Genomic DNA, 20,783 nt, shown 5'->3' with positions numbered 1-20,783 from the left:
AAGCGTAATTTATAAATTTAATTTACCGATTATGAATAAAAAAGGACCCATTGTAGTAATAGAAAACAAGCAAGAAGATCGAAAATTATTTATAGAAGTTTTTTCTGAATTGAACTATCCGAATCAGACTATATATTTTAATAATGTTGATACTGCTTGTACTTATTTACTTCGACATAAAATTAAACCGTTTCTTGTATTTGCAGATATCGTTTTATTGAATGTTATGAATAATAAAATTATAGAGACAACACTTGATAATGTAGGTACAATATTTAATTGCCCGTATCTGTTTTTTACAACATTTTTTGAGCAAAGTTTTGTAATAGATCCGTATTCGATTCCTACTCAAAGCTATTTTATTAAACCGTATGATTATACTAAATTTAAGCAGATCATAAAAACAATTATAGAATATTGGTTAGAGTCGAAAACAATTACACAGCTTAATAAAAAACAGATAAAAGCTTCTCTAGATAATTAATAAAAAAAGAGGTACCCGTTTTTAAGTATCTCTTTTTTTAATTATTATCTTATAGTGGCAAGTAGATATTGAATACTGTTCCTTGATTTATTTTACTTCTTACTGCAATGAATCCGTGATGGTTGGATACAATTTTTTTGACCAATGTCAGACCCAGTCCACTGCCATGATATTGGGCACTGTGTAATCTGTAAAAAGGCTCAAAAATCTTAGATTCAAATTCTTGCTCAAAACCAATACCATTATCAGTTATAGAAATTTTAATATAACTAATGTCTTTATTGCCGCCAATCTCAAGTATTTCTTCTGTTGAAGGATTCTCGTTTTCGATTTTGATTTCTGGTATTACGCCTTCTTTTGTATATTTAATAGCATTCAGAATCAAATTAGAAAAAAGCTGTTGAATTTGATATGATATAACATTTAGCTGCGGAAGCGGTGAGATCGTAATTGAGGCATTTTTTTCTAAAATATTATCTTTAAGATCTGCAATTATTTTCTTTAAAAGAACATTTAAATCTGTTTTTTTAAATTCTTTTTCTACAAAATTTATTCGGGAATAATCAATAAGATCTGCAATTAACTGACTCATATTACTGGCAGCAAATAACATTCGTTCAAGATTGTGTTTGCTTGTTTCTGACAAGTTTTGCTCATTGTCTATAATTCGCTGGCAAAACATATGAATTTTGCGAAGCGGTTCCTGCAAATCATAACTTGCAGCAGAAGTGAATCTTTCGAGCTGCTCATTATAACTTTGCAATTGCAAATTTTTGATGTTGAGCTGTTCATTAGCTGCAACAACTTCAGTAATATCTTCTAAGGCAACAAGAATCATCCCCGCTGGTTTAGCATTTAAAATTCGCCTTGCATTTACCATCATGATCTTTTTTCCAATGCCTTTGCATATTGTATGAACCTGAAAATCTTCAATAGACGTTTCATCTCCTAACATTTTAAAGATAAGATCTTTGAAGTCCGGAATATTCCATTGGCAATCACCAATTTCAAAGAATGAATATCCTTCAGTTTCTTTTTCTGTGGTTTGAAAATATTTATAAAAAGAAGGATTAGCACTTTTAACGAAAAAGTCTCTATCGATGATCAATAAAGGTTCACGAATCGTTTTAAAAATAGATTCAGAATAATTTCGCATCGAAATCAATTGCTCCTGACGATCCATTAATTCGTCATTAACACACATTAATTCCTCATTGTTAGACTGAAGTTCTTCGGTCGAAGTTTCTAATTCTTCGTTCATTGCCTGCATTTCTTCACTGCTGCTCAATAATTCTTCATTTGTAGTCTGCAATTCTTCAAATGCAGTCTGCTGCTCTTCTGTTACGCGCTTAATATCTTCGCGAAGCTGCAATAATTCATTTTCCAGTTCAAGTATTCGCTGCTGATCTGAAGTTTTTCTTTTTATTTTGCTGTCATCAAATTCAGGAAGCGGTTTTTTATAAAAAAGAATCATAAAATGTTCATCATCATTTGGAATAGAAACTACTTCAAATGAGGCCATATAAGGCTGATCTTTAACTACTACATTCTCCTTTTTTACGTTTTTTTTATCCTTTTTTATTTTCAAAATGGCATTTCGAAGTTCAAAGCTGATACCTTCGCGCGCCATTTTTAGCACATTAAAATTTGGTTTTCCTGGAGAAGGGAGTAAAAAGTAACTTGTATCTCCATGAAAATGAACTATTTCAAGATGTTCATTTATAATAACACTTGCCGGCGTATATTTTAAAAATAAGATATCAGAAGCAATTTTTCTAAAATCTGCTTCAGGCAGACTTCTTTTTTCAGTTGATTCTGGTTTATCACGCGTACTCATATTTGCAGGCTTAAATGCCTCAGGTACATAGCGGACAGGAGCAAATTTCCGGATATATATTTTTTCGTTTCTGCCAGTTGGCTCAAATAAATTTTGCGCATTGGTTGTGGTTTCAGATTTTCCTAGAAATAAAATTCCTTTTTCTTTCAGAGAATAATGAAAAGAACTCAATACTTTTTTTTGCAAAAAAGGATCAAAATAAATCAGTACATTTCTACAAGAAACCAAATCAATTCGGGCAAAAGGCGGGTCCTTAATAAAGTTATGAACGGCAAAAATGCACATATCACGTATTACTTTATTGATGTGATAATTTCCATCACGTTTTGTAAAATAATTTTGAAGCCTGGCCTGCGAAACGTGCTGTACGTCCTGTGCTGAATAAATGGCAGTTCGTGCCTTGGTAATGCATTTTTCGGAAATATCAGATGCAAAAATCTGAACTTTTATATCCTTGTTGTTTTTTTCAACAAGAAATTCATGAATGCTTATGGCAAGAGAATAAGCTTCTTCACCAGTCGCACATCCGGCAATCCAAATACGTAAATTGTTGTTTGTAGTATTTTGAATCAATTGCGGAAAAATAGTACTTGGCAGCGTTTCAAAAAATTTACTGTCTCTAAAGAAATAGGTAACCGGAATAAGGAAATCATTAAAAAGAATATCCTGTTCTGTTTTGTCATTTCTAAGTAAATAAAAATATTCCTGTAAACTTTCTTTCCGCGTGATTACCATTCTTCTGGCAATACGTCTTCTTATTGTAGGCTGTTTATAATGGCTAAAATCATTTCCCGTTCTTAAGAAAATAAGATTGATAATTTGATTTAGTGTTTCTTCTTCATTTTTCGGAATTGTATCTATTTCATTATAAGCATGATTAGCCGTATAACTTTTTTGAATCTGAACTAATCGTTCTGGAATCAGTTCAGGCGCAAGTACATAATCGACCACGTCAGCATCGATCGCGCTTTGTGGCATTCCTTTAAATGCAGCTGTTTCTGGGTCCTGCGCAATAGTTACTCCTCCAAATTCTTTAATTTTCTTTAATCCAAAAGTTCCGTCAAAAGCGGTTCCAGATAAAATGACCCCAATAGCAAAACTTTCGTGAACTTTTGCTAAAGACTCAAAGAAGATATCAATGCAAGCATTTTTTTTCTCATTTCGAGTTCTTACATGCAGTTTTAATACGCCATCCTCAGCAATTAAGTTATTGTTCTCTGGTATAATGTAGATATGATTTGGCGCAAGATTAATATCATTTATGATTTCATGAACAGGAATCTCAGTGCTCTGTGCCAAAATTTCTGCTAAATTACTTGGATGATCAGGCGATAAATGCTGTACCAGTACATAAGCCATTCCTGAATCAACAGGTATCGCTTTAAGTATTTTTTTGAATGCATCTAGTCCTCCTGCAGAGGCACCAATACCCACAACGGGAAAATCCTGTTTTGTTTTATTAGGATCTTTATTTTCAGGAAGTTTCATGGAGAGATAATATTTAAATCAAAGATAAGAAGTCTTTTAGTATTAAAAAAAGGTTTTTTGTAATGGAAAATATATAAAAAATGATAGTAAATATTATAAAATTTTGATGGTTGTGTTTTTAATATTTACTCTATAAAATTATCGTTAACTATCTAATTATCAATATTATGAAAAATTTACTTGTAACAATCGCAATGGTGGGATTTATGGGGTTTGCCTTTGCACAGGAAACTCCGACTAAAAAACCAAAATCTAAACAAGATACGATTATTAATCGTACTACTAAATCTAAAGTTGAAAAGAAATCAACTTATAAAACAGATTCTACAAAAACAAATCCGGCGAAAAAACATACTACGGCTGGTAAAACCAAAAAAATGCGTAAAGACTCTATTCCGCCACTTTAAATCTGTATCCATACAAATTTTATTCTAAAACCTGTTTTTACAGGTTTTTTTTATATCCTATTTTAAAATAAATTTTTTAGAAGTGGTGACTATTTTAGTTTGACATTAGTTCAGAAAAAAAATAATAATAAAAGAACGTTCATTCATTTATTATTTTATCTTTGCTTAAAAATAGCTCAAATGAGAATAAGAGATGTAGATAAAGAAAAATTGGTAATCGAAATGGCGATCGATCAAATCGTGCAGGAAGGCTTTCAGGGTTTCAGCATGAATAAGCTCGCAAAAGCCTGTTCGATTTCGGTGGCTACACTTTATATTTATTACAAAGACAAGGATGATTTAATACAAAAAATAGGTGCCACTATGGCTTTAAAGTTTTTTACTAATACGATTAAAAACTTTTCGCCAGAAATGTCATTTGAGGAAGGATTATGGAAACAGTGGGAAAACCGCGCCGACTTTGCCATGAAATATCCTAAAGAAGTTGCATTTTTTGAAATCATCAAACATTCTCCTCACGGCGAAGCTATATTAGATTCTATTAAAGAATTCTCAGATTTCAGAGCTATTATGACGCAATTTGTTGAAAATGCACAGCTGACTAAACAGCTAATTCCGATGACATTTGAGGCTTTTTGGTGTGTTGCCTACGGACCTTTATACACACTATTAAATTTACATAGAGAAGGAAAAAGCATGGGAGGAAGACCTTTCAAGCTTACTAAAGAAATTATGAAAGAGGCTTTTCAAGCTACCGTAAAAGGGTTAAAACCATGAAAAATTATGGAAACAAATTTAAATACAATACACATTTTTAAAACCGATATTGGAGAAATAACTCCAAATTGTGCTATACGCCAAATACTAGATAATCATTCAGAAATACAAGAATGGAGTATTGACTGTGAAGATATTGACTGCGTACTTCGCGTTGTTTCTGAAACACTTACACCAGAAGAGATTATCACTTTAATTAATAAAATAGGCCATGAGTGCCAAGAATTATCCTAAGCAAAAATTACATTAAAAAATGGAAAAAACTACAATAGAAAGTCCTGCTTTCACTTCACATCAAAAAATAATTATTGCCATACTGGCACTTTTGCAATTTACTGTTATACTTGACTTTATGGTTATTTCTCCACTTGGAGATATTTTGATGAAAACATTAGATATGACCACTTCAAACTTTGGTTTTGCAGTTTCTGCCTACGCATTTAGTGCAGGAATTTCGGGATTATTAGCTGCAGGTTTTGCCGATAAATTTGACAGAAAAAAACTTTTGATATTCTTTTATACAGGATTTATTATCGGAACTGTTTTTTGCGCACTTTCAACAAGTTATATCATGCTGCTTTTGGCACGAATCGTTACAGGTCTTTTTGGCGGTGTAATTGGCTCAGTTTCCCTAGCAATTGTAACCGATTTATTTGTAATTCATCAAAGAGGACGCGTAATGGGTTTTATACAAATGGCATTTGCAACGAGCCAGATTCTAGGAATTCCTGTTGGATTATATTTTGCAAATAATTGGGGATGGCATTCTGCTTTTATCATGATTGCCGTTTTAGGATTGTTAATTCTTGTTGCGATTATTACACAATTACAGCCTATTACAAAACACTTAGAATTACAGTCAGATAAAAGTCCGTTTTTGCATCTTTGGCATACTTTGAGCAATAAACATTATCAAGTTGGTTTTACAGCAATTGCTTTTCTTTCAGTTGGAGGCTTTATGCTGCAGCCTTTCGGAAGTGCGTTTTTGGTAAATAATATTCATATTAGTCATTTACAATTACCAATGGTATTTTTCTTTACTGGACTTTCAGTACTTTTTATCATGCCTTTGGTCGGGAAATTGAGTGATAAAATCAGCAAGTTTAAGCTGTTTGCTGCTGGGTCTGTAATCTCGATTGTCATGATTTTAATTTATACCAATCTTGACCCAATCCCATTATGGGAAATCGTAGTGATCAACATGATTTTATTTATGGGAATCATGAGCCGAATGATTCCAGCAACAACATTAAATACAGCAATTCCAGAAATGAAAGACCGTGGTGCGTATATGTCTATAACATCCTCACTACAACAAATTGCAGGCGGAATTGCAGCAGTTTGTGCAGGTTTTATTGTGCATCAGGAAACCAAAACTTCACCATTAGAAAATTATGATATTTTGGGCTATGTAATTGCAGTTGTTACGTTTTCAACAGTATTGCTAATGTGGAGAGTAAATCAATTAGCAAAGTCGAGAGAGAAAGCATTAAAGGTTTAATATAAATAGCTGACTTTTTAAAAAAGAGCTTGTTCTTTCGGACAAGCTCTTTTTTTTTCGTAAGTTTCTTTTTTAAGTTTTTGATTTTAATCGGCTTAAAGTTTCTTGAGAAACATTAATATAAGAAGCAACTATTTTATTTGGAAGTCTTTTTACAATAGCAGGATTTATTTTAAGCAATTGCTGGTAGCGTTCTAAAGCGTCCATTGTAGTAAATGACATTAAACGATTAGCATTGTTTACATATGCTTTTTCTAAATAATTACTGTAAAACTCTCTCCATTGGGGCACAATTTGCATCAAATGAATAAAGTCTTCATGAGAAATGGTCAATAATTCTGATTTCTCGATTACTTGAATGTTTTCTAATGCAGGCAATTTGGTTATAAAACTTACTAAAGCTGTGGCAAACTGATTTTCGAAAGCAATATAACGGGTGGCATCTTTCCCTTCTTCATTAATAAAAAATATGCGCAAACAGCCTTTACCAACAAAAAAAGTCTGCTGGCTGATTTCTCCCTGCGAAAGCAAAATGTCGTTTTTGTCTTTTTTTAATGGCTTAAAATAAGAAAGAATTATTTCTAAATCATCATCAGAAACTGCAATGCTTTTTTTAATGTAATGACCAAGCTGTTCGTATATCATATTTTAATTATAATCTCTCACGAATTTACGGTAATAGACAATATCTTCGATCGACAAAACTATTAAATCGTGCTTATTAGCAAAACTTATAATTTGATTTAGTTTTGCCATGCTGCCGTCTTCATTCATTAATTCGCAAAGAACTGCTTCTGGTTTTAAATTGGCCAGTTTCATTAAGTCGACACTTCCTTCTGTATGGCCGTTTCTTTCTAAAACTCCATTATTTTTTGCACGTAGCGGAAAAATATGTCCAGGTCTTGCTAAATCTTCGGGTTGGGCATTGGTTGCAATTGCGGTTTTAATTGTAGTTATTCGGTCTAAGGCAGAAACGCCTGTTGTTACGCCATTTTTTGCTTCAATTGTTATTGTAAATGGAGTTTGAAAACTGCTCGTATTTTCTTTTACCATATAAGGAAGCTGCAATTCATCTGCTTTTTCATTGGTTAAGCAAAGGCACGCAATGCCACTGCATTCACGAATCATTAAAGCCATATCTTTTACGTTAATATGTTCTGCAGAAAAAATTAAATCGCCTTCGTTTTCACGGTCTTCATCATCGGTAACAATAATTCCTTTTCCTTTTTTGAGTTGTTCTAAAGCTCTTTCTACACGTTCTTCACTAGTGGCGCCAAATTGTATAAGCGGACTTAATTCTGTACTTATCATTTTTATTTGTTTTGATACTTTTTAAAAGTAATAAGCAGCAAAGCTAAAGTTGTTTCTCAAGCAAAAGTTTGATGTAAGTCAATAAATTATTCCTTTTTATTTTACAAAATTTTTGATTTAAAGAAATTCTTAAAATGCTTTCAGACTAACCTCAAACAAAAGATTGAAATAGTCCAAATTCTAATGTTATTCTAATGTATGAGATAAAATTTAGTTTTAAATTGCGGACTTAATTTTTTTTACAAGATGCTCAGCAAAATTAAAAATAGTCTTTTATGTAAATGCCTGCAGGTGTTGCTTATCGGCTATTTTTTAATGAGCAGTATTAATATCTCAAGTACGTTTAGCAGAGTCGTACAACAAAATTCTGAAACGCATTCGGTTAAAGGAATGACCTGCAATTTTCTTAAAAAGATGTTCAAATGCGACGGCATTCCAGAAGAGCTTGATGAAACAAAAGACAGCAAAACGGCTAAACTTGCAAAAGGAATTCTTTTATTAGAATATTTGGTTCCTTTAAATGCTACAATACCCAGCTTGTATGTTCAAATTAAATCTAAAGGAGAAAACTACATAAATAATCCTATATTCTCGTTTGGTTTTCATGGTAAAATTCACTTACCGCCTCCTCGAATTGTTGCATAAATAATTATAGCTGATGGGATTAGAATGAATTCTAAATCCTTAATACGGTCTGATCCGTATATTAATATCAATCTATTAATCTTGTATTTATCATAATTCATGACACCATTAAAAAGATTTTACAATTTACTCAAACTGGATAAGCGCGACGTATATCAAATTATATTTTATGCTGCTTTTGCTGGTTTGGTCAACCTTTCTCTGCCTTTAGGAATTCAGGCGATTATTAATTTTATTCAAAGCGGACAGCTTAGCGTTTCTTGGATTGTGCTTGTATTTTTGGTTACAATCGGAGTTGGGTTTGGCGGTGTTTTGATTATTTTGCAATTGCGAATTGTAGAAAATCTGCAACAGCGAATTTTTGTGCGTTCTTCATTTGAATTTGCTTACAGAATGCCTTTAATTAAATTTAAAGAAATGTATTCTGAATATGCTCCTGAAAAAGCAAACCGTTTTTTTGATACGCTGATGGTTCAAAAAGGAACTGCAAAACTTCTTTTAGACTTTTGTACTGCTTTTCTTCAGGTTGGTTTGGGTATTATTTTATTGGTTTTATACCATTCCTTTTTTACCGTAATCGGTCTTTTGTTTATCGTTATTCTGTATGTCATTTTTAAATTTTCATACAAAGATGGATTAGAAACGAGTCTTAACGAATCTAAATTTAAGTATAAAGTAGCGGCTTGGCTTCAGGAAATAGCGCGCAATCGCGAAAGTTTTCGCAGAAAAGGGGGTTTCGAATATGCATTGAACAGAAATGATGGCTACGTAAGCCAATATATAAACTACCGTGAGAAGCATTTTCAGGTAATGAAAAAACAATACATTCAGCTTACAGTTTTTAAAGTTATTGTTACGGCTGCCCTGTTGTCGATTGGTGGTTTTCTGGTAATTCACCATCAAATGAACATTGGGCAGTTTGTAGCTGCTGAAATTGTAATTGTATTGCTGATCAATTCGGTAGAAAAAATCATCTTCGGATTAGAATCTTTTTATGATGTATTGACATCAGTAGAAAAAATTGGTCAGGTTACTGATATGGAAATTTCAAGTATTCCTCATACATCCGCGGTAAGCGAAACGGGCATTACAATCGAAACCGATAGCATAAATTACAACTATCCGGAGCATAATAAAAAATCGCTAAAAAACATTAACCTGAAAATATCTCAAGGCGAAAAAATAATATTGAGAGGAACAAATGGCGCGGGAAAAAGTACTTTATTACGACTGCTTTCCGGATTGCTTGAACCAGAAAGCGGTGCAATGTATGTAACCGATAATTTCATGAACCGTCTTGATGAAGATGGCTATAGAGCTCAAGCGGGCACTTTTTTACAAGGCGATACACTTTTTGCAGGAACCATTAAGGAAAATATTCTTTTTGGTAATGAAGCGATCACAAATGATGATTTAAAATGGGCTTTAGATAATGTAGCACTTACGGCAGATATTAAAACATTCCCAAATGGACTGGAACATCAAATTCATCCTGGGGGACGCGAACTTTCAGCTTCAGATGTTCAGAAGATTCTTTTAGCGCGAAGCATTGTTCACAGACCTAATATATTATTCCTTGAAGATCCAGTTGATAAAATGGACGAATTGACTTCGGGTAAAATTGTCGATTTTTTACTTTCTGAAGAAAATGACTGGACGGTAATTGTAACTTCTAAAAATGATATTTGGAAGAACAAATGCGACCGTATGATAACGATTGATGATGGAAAAATTATTAACGACATAAAGCTTTAATCATGCTCAATATATCTAAAGATAATAACATACTTATTACGCCGGGGAAATACGCCTCTATCACCAGCGTGGCCCGCAGACCGCATTATAAAATTTTAAACAGAGTCATAGTTGGATTTTTGATTTTTTTAATTGCGTGTCTTTTTCTTCCGTGGACACAAAATATTTCTGGAAGCGGTTCAGTTACGACTTTAAAACCAGATCAAAGACCACAGACTGTGCATAATGCTATTGCAGGAAGAATTGAAAAATGGTTTGTAAAAGAAGGTGATTACGTAAAAAAAGGCGATACGATCTTATTTATTTCTGAAACTAAAGAAGATTATTTAGACCCTAATTTGGTTGGAAACACTAAAGATCAGGTTGATGCAAAAAAAATGGCCGTAGAATCGTATGGAGATAAAGTAAACTCTCTCGATGTTCAAGCGCAGTCGCTTAACACAGAAAGAGAATTAAAATTACAGCAGGCTCAGAATAAAATAAAACAAGCGCACTTGAAAATTAAAAGTGACAGCATGGATCTTGAAGCGGTAAAAACGCAGTTAAGAATAGCCAATACACAATTTGATCGTTCGACAGCTTTAAATAAAGAAGGCTTAAAACCGCTTTCAGATGTTGAACAAAAAAGATTAAAACTTCAGGAATCTCAAGCTTATATCATTACACAGCAAAACAAATTGTTGAGCAGTAAAAATGAATTGATCAATGCTAAAGTCGAAATAAACCGAATTACAGCTGAATATGCTGAAAAAATTTCGAAATCGAGAAGCGACAAATTCACAGCCTTAAGCACACAGTACGATACAAAAGCGCAGGTAAATAAATTGCAGAATCAATATGTAAATTATAGTTTAAGAAATGGGCTGTATTACATCACGGCGCCTCAAAGCGGTTATGTAAACCGTGCTTTGCTGGCGGGTCTCGGTGAAACGATCAAAGAAGGAACTCCTATTGTAAGCATCATGCCGTCTAGTTATGATATTGCCGTTGAAACATATGTTGATCCTATCGATCTTCCGCTGGTGCATCGCGGTGCAAAAGTGCGTGTTTGGTTTGACGGATGGCCTAGAATTGTATTTTCTGGATGGCCGGGATTATCGTACGGAACTTTTGGCGGTCGAGTAGTGGCAATCGAAAACTTTATTAGTGCCAACGGAAAATACCGAATTCTAGTTTCGCCTGATGGTCCGGATCATAAATGGCCAAAAGAACTAAGTATTGGAGCAGGAGCACAGAGTATTGCTTTGTTAGATACCGTTTCGGTATGGTATGAAATATGGCGAAATTTAAATGGTTTTCCACCAAATTATTATAAGTCAGATGAAAAAGATGTTAAAAATGGAAAAGAGAAAAAATAATTTGAAAGATGCGGTGAGATTGTTTTCTTTTTTGTTTTTATTCGGCTTTTCGACCATTTACAGTCAGGATTTTAATAAGGAAGAACTCAGTTACAGCGAGTATTTAGGATATGTAAAAAAATACCATCCGTTGGTAAAACAGGCCAATTTAGAATTAAGTAATGCTCAGGCAGCGCTTATGGTTGCGCGTGGCGGATTTGATCCAAAAATTGAAGTGGACTACAGTAAAAAAGAATTTAAGGGAACAGAATATTATTCGCTTTTAAACAGCAGTTTTAAAATTCCGACTTGGTACGGAATCGAGATCAAAGCCGGTTTTGATGATACCGATGGGCAATATTACAATCCGCAGAATCGTACGCCAGAAGCTGGATTAACTTCATTAGGAATTAGCGTTGCTTTAGGTCAGGGAATGTTTATAAACCAGCGTATGGCCGATGTAAGAGAAGGAAAATTGCAGTTAAAATTAAGCGACGCACAGCGAAAACTAAGAGCAATCGAAGTTTTGTACAAAGCCAGTGAAGCTTATTTTGAATGGCGCAAAAGTTATAATGAAGCCGAGCTTTACAAAAGATATTTAGGTTTTGCAAGCACGCGTTTTCAAGGTGTAAAAAAATTAATAGAACTTGGAGACTCTCCATCAATTGACAGCGTTGAAGCCGGAATTACGGTTCGAAACAGAGAATTGAATGTAGAAAATGGAAATTTAAAATTGGCTAAAGCTAAATTGAATCTCTCCAATTATTTATGGATTGAAAATGTTCCAGTCGAATTGGATGAAATGGTTAAGCCAGAAGAAAATCTAATTTTGACTTTAGAAGAAACACTAAGAACTGATGCGATGATGGTCAATGTAGAAACATTAGATTCACATCCTAAAATTCAGGCTTTAGAAACCAAAATGTCGATGCTGGAAGTCAACAGGCAGCTTAAAGCAAATTCGCTTCTTCCAAAATTAAATGTGGGTTACAATTATATTTCTGACCCTTCTTATTTTGATTCTTTTAACGCCGATGATTATAAGTTTAATGTCGATTTCAGCATTCCGATTTTCTTACGAAAGGAGAGAGGAAGCTTAAAAATGGCGAAACTTAAAATTCAGGATTTAAAGTTTGATATTGATCAGCAAAGATTAGAACTTAAAAATAAAATAAAAGCACAGCAGACTGAAATTGCCTCTTTAAAAAGACAAAAAAATGTGATTGATAATTTGGTAAAGGATTATTTGACGATGCTGAACTCAGAGGAGAAATTGTTTTCTTTTGGCGAAAGCTCAATCTTCCTAATTAATTCTAGAGAGAATAATCTGGTAAGTGCAAAGCTGTCTCAAATCGGAATCGAAAATCAGTTTTACATTTCGAATGCGGAGTTGTTTAAGATTTTAGCGAATCCGGATTGATTTTTTTTAGAGGTTCAAAGGCTCAAAGTGGCAAAGGAATAAAGGTTTTGTTTTTTTAAATCCTTGTCAAAGTTTTAAAACTTTGACAAGGATAACTTTTTTATTTATGTTTTCTAAAGTAATCTAATGAAACCCAAAAATATTCTCAGATTGACTTTTCTGGAGATTATCAATAGCGCTTTTTAATCCAGCTCCGAGATTTGCAGTAATTGATTGCAAGATTTGCTTCAAGTTATTGTAGCTGTTGGGTTTGACAAAATAGCAAATGGCACCTAGGCTTGCAGCCGTTTCGATATCGTTTTTGTGGGAAGAAGTTGAGATCATAATCACAGGAATATCCTGGTAAATTTTATCTTTTTTTAGTAGTTTAAGACAATCCCAGCCATTCATAATAGGCATGTTGAGGTCTAGAAAAATAAGATTAGGTTTTTCATCCAGCTCATTGAGTATTTTCAATGCTTCACTGCCATTATCAGCAATGTGGCAAATAATATTTTCATCAATATCTACTAATGCTTCACGAAACATATCAGTGTCGTCCATGTCATCATCAGCTAATAAAATTATTTTTTTATCCATATCTAAATATCTTTTTCTTTTTGTTGTATCGGGAGTGTTATAATAAATGTAGCTCCCTTATCTAGATTGCCAACTGCACTGATTGTTCCTCCATGTCGTTCCACTATTTTTTTACAAAGTGATAGTCCCAATCCTGTACCTTCGTAACTGTCTTTAGAATTGAGTCGGGTAAAGGTTTCAAAGATGCGTTCTGCTTGATCGGGCTGAAAACCAATTCCATTATCTTCTAAGGTAATTACTGCAAATTCTATCTCTTTTTCAACTATTGTTTTTGAGGATATATTTATTTGTGATGGTGTACCATATTTTGCAAATTTAATAGAATTATTGATCAGATTATAAAAAAGCTGATACAGTAATACTGATGCTCCTTCAATCGTTGGGAGATTATCATGATAAATTCTTCCGCCTGTTTTTTGCAAAGCTACTTCCAAGTCGGTTTCAATGTTTTTTATAACATCATTCAGATCAACCAACGTTGGACTTTGCAAATCTGCGTTGATTTTAGAATATGCCAAAACACCATCGATCATGTTGAACATACGATCTGTAGCAACATGAATCCTATCAATAAATTTCGTTGCAGATTCGTCTAATTTGTCTTTAAGATGATCTTCGAGACGACTGGTAAACGTTTTTATTTTTCGAACAGGTTCTTTTAAATCGTGAGATGCAACGTGAGCGAACTGCTGTAAATCTTCATTTGATCGCTGTAATTCTTTAGTACGATCATTCACAAGAATTTCTAATTTTTCAGTAATGGTCTTTTGTTCATGTATGTCTGTGCACGTACCAAACCACTTCGTTATCACTCCGGATTTATCTCTAATTGGTAATGCTTTGCTTAAAAACCAGCGGTATTCACCAGTATTTCCATTTTTTAATCGTAATTCAATTTGATATGAAGTGCCTTTTTGAACACTATTGTACCAAAATTCAGTTACAATTGCAGCATCATCAGGATGGAGTAGCGGAATCCAGCTAGGATCTCCAAATTGATTTTCATTTAATGCGGTGTACTCATACCAACGTTTATTATAATAATCAATAAATCCATCGGGATTGCCTGTCCAGATAATTTGTGGTACAAGATCAGCAAGCTGTCTGAATTTTTCTTCACTTTCCTTAATAATCTCATGTACCTCTTTTTGAGCACTAATATCGGTTGCAGATCCAAACCATTCAATAATATTCCCATGATCATCAAATACAGGTATGGCTCTTGAAAAAGTCCAGCTCAAAGTACCGTCTGAATTTAAAACCCTATGTTCCAGTTCAAAAATACTTTTATTTGCTATGGCTTCAATAGTAGCTTTTATAACCTTTTCCTGATCTTTGGGATGAATATATTTATCCATCCAGTTGAATATTGGGTCTCCAGTATCAGAAAGAATGCCTCGCCCTTCTAAATTGCGCATAACAGTCCAATCGGCATTCATACGATAGACCACATCTGATGAGGCATTTACCAAAGCTCGGAAACGATTTTCGCTCTCTTCTAATTTTTTTCTTGAGATTACTTGCTCTGTAACATCAACAGCTGTCTGAATCATGCCGGTTATTTTGCCGTCTTCAATTAACGGACGATAGGCAAGATTATAATAATAATCTTTTATTTCACCAGTACGATTGTGTGTTACCAATACTTCGGCTTGATCAAAAGGAATCCCTTTGTTGTAAACGTTCTGAACTTGACTCCAAACGTATTGTCCATCAAGTTCTGGCAAAACAGCAATCAATGGCATTCCGATGATTTCTTCTCCACGGCCAATCATTCCAAGCATGTGTTTATTTATCTGCTCTATGACCAAGTCATCGCCTTTTAACACCAATGTAGGACACGGGGTTTGGTCGATCATTGATCTCAGTCTGCTCTCGCTGTCTTCTAACTTTCTTCTCGCCAGCACTTGCTCGGTTACGTCTAAAGCCATGTGCAACACTGCAGAAGTTTCTCCTAATTCTTTAATTAAGTCGTATGAGAAATTAAAATAACGGCGCTCCATCTTACTTTCAACCAATAAATCAACAGGTTGTTCATCTCCCCTAAAAGCAATACCCGTTTTTTGTACATTTATAACATTTTCGAGTGCTGGCTGACCTTTAAGTTCGGGCAATGTTTCAAGCATTTTTTTTCCAAGAACTTCCTCCGCTGTATTTTTGTTCATAAACTTCAGCATAGGCTTGTTTATACTCTCAATAACAACATCTGCTCCTTTAGAGAGTAACATTGCTACGGGCGCCTGCTCAATCATATTACGAAAGCGGGTTTCACTTTGCTGTAATTTTTCTTCAGCCTGTTTTATTTCGGTAATATCTCGTGTTGTTCCCGCGACAGCCTCAACAATTCCTTGTTCATTAACAACCGGAGTAAGAATATAGTCGTAAACACGGTTGCCTAACTCTGCGTGAGGAAAAGATACAGTTCCTCTGATTGTTTTTTTATTTGCGACAATTTCATCTATTTCTCGTTCATGCATTTGCGCGTGCCATTCTTCGTAACCATTTTCACGCAGACCAAGGCCAATAGCATCTTCTGCTGATTTACCCCACATGGTGAGTAAAGCTTTATTTGCGTAAGTAAAATTGTAGTCCAGATCAAAAACATAAACCAAGTCAGGCGTGTTATTGGTAATTGAGTCGTAGAGCCGTTTTTGTTTTTCTGCAGTGTCTAATGCTTTATTAAGCGCAATTTCGGTCTGTTTGCTTTCAGTAATATCATATGTAGTAACAACCAATAAATCATCTTGTTTTACTGCACTAAAACGAAACCAGTTTTTCATGCCTTCGCCTTCATACCATTTTTCGAAATTGGCAGTAATTCCAGTTTCTGCTGTCTCAATAAATTTTTCTAAGACGCCATTTTCTTTTGCTGTAGGGAAAATATCACTGTATAGTTTGTTTTTATAATCTATATCGCCAGTCCAGTTGAGCGTATAGGTATTAAAGAATAGAATTGAAAAATCTTCAATTTTTCCTTCATTATTATAAAGAGATTGCATCACAGCAATACCGTTTGACACAGCGTTAAAAACGGTTTGAAAAAAGTCTTTGTTTTCTGTTAATTTCATTGATGCATTTTATGTCTGAGAAGCTATCATTGGTGGCTTTGTTGCTTTTTACCGCTATAATTCTTCATGATATATTATGAAAGATCAAGTGCCCAAGCATTAGCTAAAATAAAAAAATTAACCCGAATACGCAATGCCATCAAAAAAGCAGAAATGAAAACTATTTTAAGTTATGAAATGTGCCTGGAAATTTAAAATTTCACTTTGCACCTCAATTATACCAATCGATCCTTAATTAGTTTTAAATAAGAAAGGGAATACATTTTTTTTAAAAAAATAGGAAAAATTAGTACTGATTTATTAATATTTATTTTTTTTTAGAATTGATTAATAGTGGTTTAAAAAAAATAATATCTTGTAGTTATGCTTGCATTAGTTGAAGGAATGAGGCTACTTTTTTTAAAAAATTAAAACCAAATCTGCTTTTAATTCGTACGTATGAAAAAAGAAAATATTGTAAGTTTTTTATATAGAATAGAAACTTTTATTTCTTGATTATAAGTTTTACACATTGTCCCAATGCAAATTTTTATTTTTACTTTATGACCTTAGATAATTGGCCAAATTATATTAAAAAACATCTTTTTTTCTTGAAGGATGATTTTTTTGAATTACCATTTTTATTTAATTCTCCTTCTGTAATGTTGAGTAGTTTGCTAAAACTGCCCATAACAAAACATAATTCTTCAAAGCAATCGATGCTTTTAGATTCGCCTTTTTGTAAAACAGATTTTTATTATAGAAAAATTGATGAAGGATTTTGGATTTTAGTGAGTAAGGTAGATGTAACGAAAAATATAGTAACTAAACTCGGATTTGATAAAAATAAATTAAGCGAATATTATTTACTTACATATTCATTATTTGAAAATAATTTTTCTTTTAAGGGATCTGAAGAGGTTACGCTTTTAAGTCCATATTGGACATTCAGCAAGCCAGATACGGAAATTTCTACCTATTTTTTTGAAGGTACTGCATGTAAGGTTTTTAGTTTTGTTATCAAAAAAGATTGGGCTAATAAGAATTTTTCTTCCAAAAAATTTAAGGAAAGAAAAGCTATTATGAGATTTTTAAATGGACAAAGAGGATCGTATACTTGGTTAGACATTGCTCCAAAAGCTCATGATTTGTCTAATAAAATTTTAGAAATATTAGAAAATAGTGCTGATATAGAAGCGGAACGAGCTGGTCTGAAGAAAAAGAGTATTAAACTAATGGTTGATTTTTTTGAGAATTCGTTTGATGATAACCGAATTTTAGATAATAATTCTTTAACCAATTTGGAGTACCAAAATGTAGCTAAAGCGGAGAAAATCATTTTGCATAATTTACATCTTCCTTTTGTAGGGATAGAATTTATTGCCAAAGAAGTAAATACATCGCCAACAAAATTAAAATCGAATTTCAAAACTGTTTTTGGTTTTTCAATGTTGCAGTATCATAAAGAGCGAAATATGCTGCTTGCTATGCAGCTAATTCAAAAATCAGATATCAACATTCAAAATATTGCGATTATAACCGGTTATGATTCCCCAAGCCGATTTGCATCTGGCTTTAAAAAGCGTTTTGGCAAATTGCCTTCGGAAGCGCGTTTTTAGCTGGATAAAAAATATTTTTGCAGTTTTTTTTAATTTTTTTTCTAATTTTTTATTCCTTGTTTTTTTATGGCATATTTTATAACTGATTTATTTTTAACTATTTACAAAAATACAAAATGAGCTAAAAATAATTTTTTTCTTTCAAAAGAACAACACTGATTACAAGCTTTAAATATGTCCGAATTGACTATTCATACTTTTTTTTTTCATCTATTTTTGGCGGTAAAACAAATGAATTAATGGTGTTGATGAAGTTGTAAATCCTTAGTAATCATTGTTCTATTCAGTTTTCTTTTATCCGTTTTATACCAAGTTATAAACACATTTTTAATTAACAAGAAATGCTTGATTTTTCAATTTTTGAAATTTCAAGCACAGGCTATTTATTGCTTTTTTTTAAAAGAATTTTAATTATTTATTATATGGTGAACTTTACTTATTTGAAAATTTTATCGGAAATCAAAAAAAGGACTTTGAATATATTTCTGGTCATTTTTTTATTGCTGTTATCTCTTAATAACGTTTTTGCGCAAACAAAAGATGGCTCATTAACGGTCACTGTTGCCAATACAGTATTGAATAGATACACAAGAGTTACCGCTGATGTATTAGCAGGTACAAATACAGTTACTGTAACCAATATAAATGAATTAAATCGTGATGGAATTACGTATACAGGACTTGCTACTAATGCCGCTGGATTCGTATCTAATGCTTTAGCTGCGGGAGATTTAATCATGCTTTATCAGGCACAGGGAGCAATTATAGATGCTACAAATACAATAAATTACGGAGCTGTAACTAATTATAATGGTGCCGGATCTTATGAATTGGCTACTGTAAGCAGTGTTTCAGGTAATGTTATTACCTTAACTTGTAATACGCGATTATCTTACTATGCAGCTCGATATGTTCAAGTTATAAGAATTCCACAATATGCTAATTTAACAATTACCAGTCCAGGAACTATTGTTGCTGTTCCTTGGGGTGCACCTACTTTTGGAGGAGCAGACCCATCAGCTCCAGAAAGAAGAAGAGGAGGTGTTGTTGGAATTCTTGCTACTAACATTATTAATAACAGTTCGATAAATGCCAATCAAGCTGGTTTTAGGGGTGGTACAATTGAAAATACAACTTCTACAGCAGGGGCTACTTTTTATACAGATTTTAGAACCACAGATCCGGCATTATCTGCGGAAAAAGGAGAAGGAATTGCAGGATATAGAACAGATTATGATGCTGCAGCCTTAGGAGGAAGATACGGAAGAGGTGCACCTGCAAATGGTGGTGGTGGAGGTAATGCTCATAACTCTGGAGGTGGAGGTGGTGCCAATGGAGGTAATCCCGCAAATTGGTTTAGAGGAGCCGGTGTAATGAATGATTTTACAGGTGGATGTGGAAATCCTGGAGCTTGGGTATTAGATCCAAATTATATAGCAAACGGAAATGCATTAACAAACTCTGCCGGAGGTGGTAGTGGAGGATATACTTATTCATCAGCAAACTTAAATGCGTGTACTGTAGGACCATCATATCCTGCAGGTTTTATAGCTACAGGAGTTCCTGCAGCAGCGGTTTCAAATTCTACTTGGGGAGGAGATTATAGAGATGCAACAGGAGGATTAGGTGGAAGACCTTTAGCTTCAACAAGTATGCAAAGCCAAATTTTCTTTGGTGGAGGTGGTGGAGCCGGTGATGGTAATAATACTTCCAATGCAGATGGTGGAGATGGTGGAGGAATCGTTTTCTTAGTAGTTACAAATAGTATAACAGGTACAGGTACTATACAAGCCAATGGCGAAAATGGAGCTAATACTAATAATACCCATAATGATGCTCCTGGAGGTGGAGGTGGTGGAGGAACAGTTTTAATTCAAGCTGGGACTATTGCGAATACAACTACTTTAAATGCAAATGGAGGAAGCGGTGGCAGACAGTTAATTACTGGAGCTGAAGCAGAGGGACCAGGCGGAGGCGGAGGCGGAGGTGTAATTTCTGTTAATGCAACAACTGATTCTTCAACTAAAACAATTTTGGGAGGTGCAAATGGGCAAACAGATTCTTCATCTCTAACGGAATTTAAAGCAAATGGTGCTACTAGTGGTAATACTGGTTCTATATTGGCAATCTCTGTTAATTTGAATTCATCTGTTTGTAAGGCTGATTTACAAGTTAATATGAGTATAAATAACACTACTCCTACCGTTGGAGATAATGTTACTTTTACGATAACTGCACAAAATAATGGATCTAATAATGCTACTGGAGTAAAAGTTCAAGATGTTCTTCCGGCAGGATATACTTTTGTAAGTGCTTCAACTGTTACAGGATCATGGACAACTCCAGATTGGACTATCGGTAATTTAGCGAATGGTGCAACAGTAACATTAACTATTGTTGCTAAAGTAAATGCTACAGGCTCTTATTTGAACACAGCTACAATTAGTACTAGTTCATATGATCCGATTTCGACAAATAATTCGTCATCTGTTACTCCTACAGTAAATCATTTACCTGTTGCAATCAATGATGCTTATACAGTTGCAGAAGACAATACAGTAACGCTGAATCCACTT

Annotated in this window: 16 protein-coding genes; 11 read left to right on the top strand and 5 right to left on the bottom strand. The window is 33.7% G+C overall.

Annotation, left to right across the window (positions count from 1 at the left end; genetic code table 11):
- Nucleotides 1-31: 31 nt before the first annotated feature.
- Nucleotides 32-484, top strand: coding sequence for a response regulator (locus tag IR010_RS12495; protein WP_194569824.1), 453 nt, complete (start codon nucleotides 32-34; stop codon nucleotides 482-484).
- A gap of 49 nt (nucleotides 485-533) precedes the next feature.
- Here IR010_RS12495 and IR010_RS12490 read toward each other — a convergent pair whose 3' ends face one another.
- Nucleotides 534-3,809: a CheR family methyltransferase gene (locus IR010_RS12490; RefSeq protein WP_194604267.1), complete on the bottom strand. Its 3,276-nt coding sequence runs from the start codon at nucleotides 3,807-3,809 to the stop codon at nucleotides 534-536.
- A 167-nt stretch (nucleotides 3,810-3,976) separates the two neighbouring features.
- Between IR010_RS12490 and IR010_RS12485 the strand changes: the two genes are divergently transcribed.
- The 4 genes from IR010_RS12485 to IR010_RS12470 all read left to right on the top strand — a co-directional run bounded on the left by IR010_RS12485 (nucleotide 3,977) and on the right by IR010_RS12470 (nucleotide 6,494).
- Nucleotides 3,977-4,216, top strand: a complete 240-nt coding sequence (locus tag IR010_RS12485; protein WP_194604264.1) for a hypothetical protein — start codon at nucleotides 3,977-3,979, stop codon at nucleotides 4,214-4,216.
- A gap of 180 nt (nucleotides 4,217-4,396) precedes the next feature.
- Nucleotides 4,397-4,993, top strand: a complete 597-nt coding sequence (locus IR010_RS12480; RefSeq protein WP_194604261.1) for a TetR/AcrR family transcriptional regulator — start codon at nucleotides 4,397-4,399, stop codon at nucleotides 4,991-4,993.
- A gap of 6 nt (nucleotides 4,994-4,999) precedes the next feature.
- A complete protein-coding gene (locus IR010_RS12475) occupies nucleotides 5,000-5,227 on the top strand; it encodes a hypothetical protein (protein WP_029272889.1) in 228 nt (75 codons plus the stop codon).
- 19 nt (nucleotides 5,228-5,246) lie between these two features.
- On the top strand, nucleotides 5,247-6,494 hold the full coding sequence (locus IR010_RS12470) for an MFS transporter (RefSeq protein WP_194569816.1): 1,248 nt from the start codon (nucleotides 5,247-5,249) through the stop codon (nucleotides 6,492-6,494).
- A gap of 72 nt (nucleotides 6,495-6,566) precedes the next feature.
- Here IR010_RS12470 and IR010_RS12465 read toward each other — a convergent pair whose 3' ends face one another.
- Entirely contained in the window at nucleotides 6,567-7,139 is a 573-nt protein-coding gene (locus tag IR010_RS12465) for a Crp/Fnr family transcriptional regulator (RefSeq protein WP_194569814.1), read from the bottom strand.
- A gap of 3 nt (nucleotides 7,140-7,142) precedes the next feature.
- Entirely contained in the window at nucleotides 7,143-7,805 is a 663-nt protein-coding gene (gene ribB, locus IR010_RS12460; protein ID WP_194604258.1) for a 3,4-dihydroxy-2-butanone-4-phosphate synthase, read from the bottom strand.
- Between the two features lie 315 nt (nucleotides 7,806-8,120).
- Between ribB and IR010_RS12455 the strand changes: the two genes are divergently transcribed.
- From IR010_RS12455 to IR010_RS12440, 4 genes are all read left to right on the top strand, one after another.
- Nucleotides 8,121-8,450: a hypothetical protein gene (locus IR010_RS12455; RefSeq protein WP_228515157.1), complete on the top strand. Its 330-nt coding sequence runs from the start codon at nucleotides 8,121-8,123 to the stop codon at nucleotides 8,448-8,450.
- Between the two features lie 99 nt (nucleotides 8,451-8,549).
- Nucleotides 8,550-10,205, top strand: a complete 1,656-nt coding sequence (locus IR010_RS12450) for a peptidase domain-containing ABC transporter (protein WP_194604252.1) — start codon at nucleotides 8,550-8,552, stop codon at nucleotides 10,203-10,205.
- A 2-nt stretch (nucleotides 10,206-10,207) separates the two neighbouring features.
- Nucleotides 10,208-11,563 carry an HlyD family secretion protein gene (locus tag IR010_RS12445; RefSeq protein WP_194604248.1) on the top strand — a complete coding sequence of 452 codons (1,356 nt, stop codon included), beginning with the start codon at nucleotides 10,208-10,210 and terminating at the stop codon, nucleotides 11,561-11,563.
- Nucleotides 11,544-12,962: a TolC family protein gene (locus IR010_RS12440; RefSeq protein ID WP_194604245.1), complete on the top strand. Its 1,419-nt coding sequence runs from the start codon at nucleotides 11,544-11,546 to the stop codon at nucleotides 12,960-12,962. The genes IR010_RS12445 and IR010_RS12440 overlap by 20 nt, the downstream gene beginning before the upstream one ends.
- A gap of 123 nt (nucleotides 12,963-13,085) precedes the next feature.
- Here IR010_RS12440 and IR010_RS12435 read toward each other — a convergent pair whose 3' ends face one another.
- Both IR010_RS12435 and IR010_RS12430 read right to left on the bottom strand, forming a co-directional pair.
- Nucleotides 13,086-13,541: a response regulator gene (locus IR010_RS12435; protein ID WP_029272895.1), complete on the bottom strand. Its 456-nt coding sequence runs from the start codon at nucleotides 13,539-13,541 to the stop codon at nucleotides 13,086-13,088.
- 2 nt (nucleotides 13,542-13,543) lie between these two features.
- Nucleotides 13,544-16,609 carry a PAS domain-containing protein gene (locus IR010_RS12430; protein ID WP_228515156.1) on the bottom strand — a complete coding sequence of 1,022 codons (3,066 nt, stop codon included), beginning with the start codon at nucleotides 16,607-16,609 and terminating at the stop codon, nucleotides 13,544-13,546.
- Between the two features lie 542 nt (nucleotides 16,610-17,151).
- On the opposite strand from IR010_RS12430, the gene IR010_RS12425 reads away from it, so the two are divergent.
- A complete protein-coding gene (locus tag IR010_RS12425; RefSeq protein WP_194569806.1) occupies nucleotides 17,152-18,207 on the top strand; it encodes a helix-turn-helix transcriptional regulator in 1,056 nt (351 codons plus the stop codon).
- A 473-nt stretch (nucleotides 18,208-18,680) separates the two neighbouring features.
- The coding region (locus IR010_RS12420; protein WP_194604242.1) for a DUF11 domain-containing protein at nucleotides 18,681-20,783 on the top strand (2,103 nt) is incomplete at its 3' end.

Origin of the sequence: Flavobacterium sp. MR2016-29 (genome assembly GCF_015350695.1) — a bacterium.
In the GTDB taxonomy this organism is placed as follows: Bacteria; Bacteroidota; Bacteroidia; order Flavobacteriales; family Flavobacteriaceae; genus Flavobacterium.
Note: the sequence above shows the minus strand (reverse complement) of the source record. Positions and strands in the feature narration are given on the sequence as shown.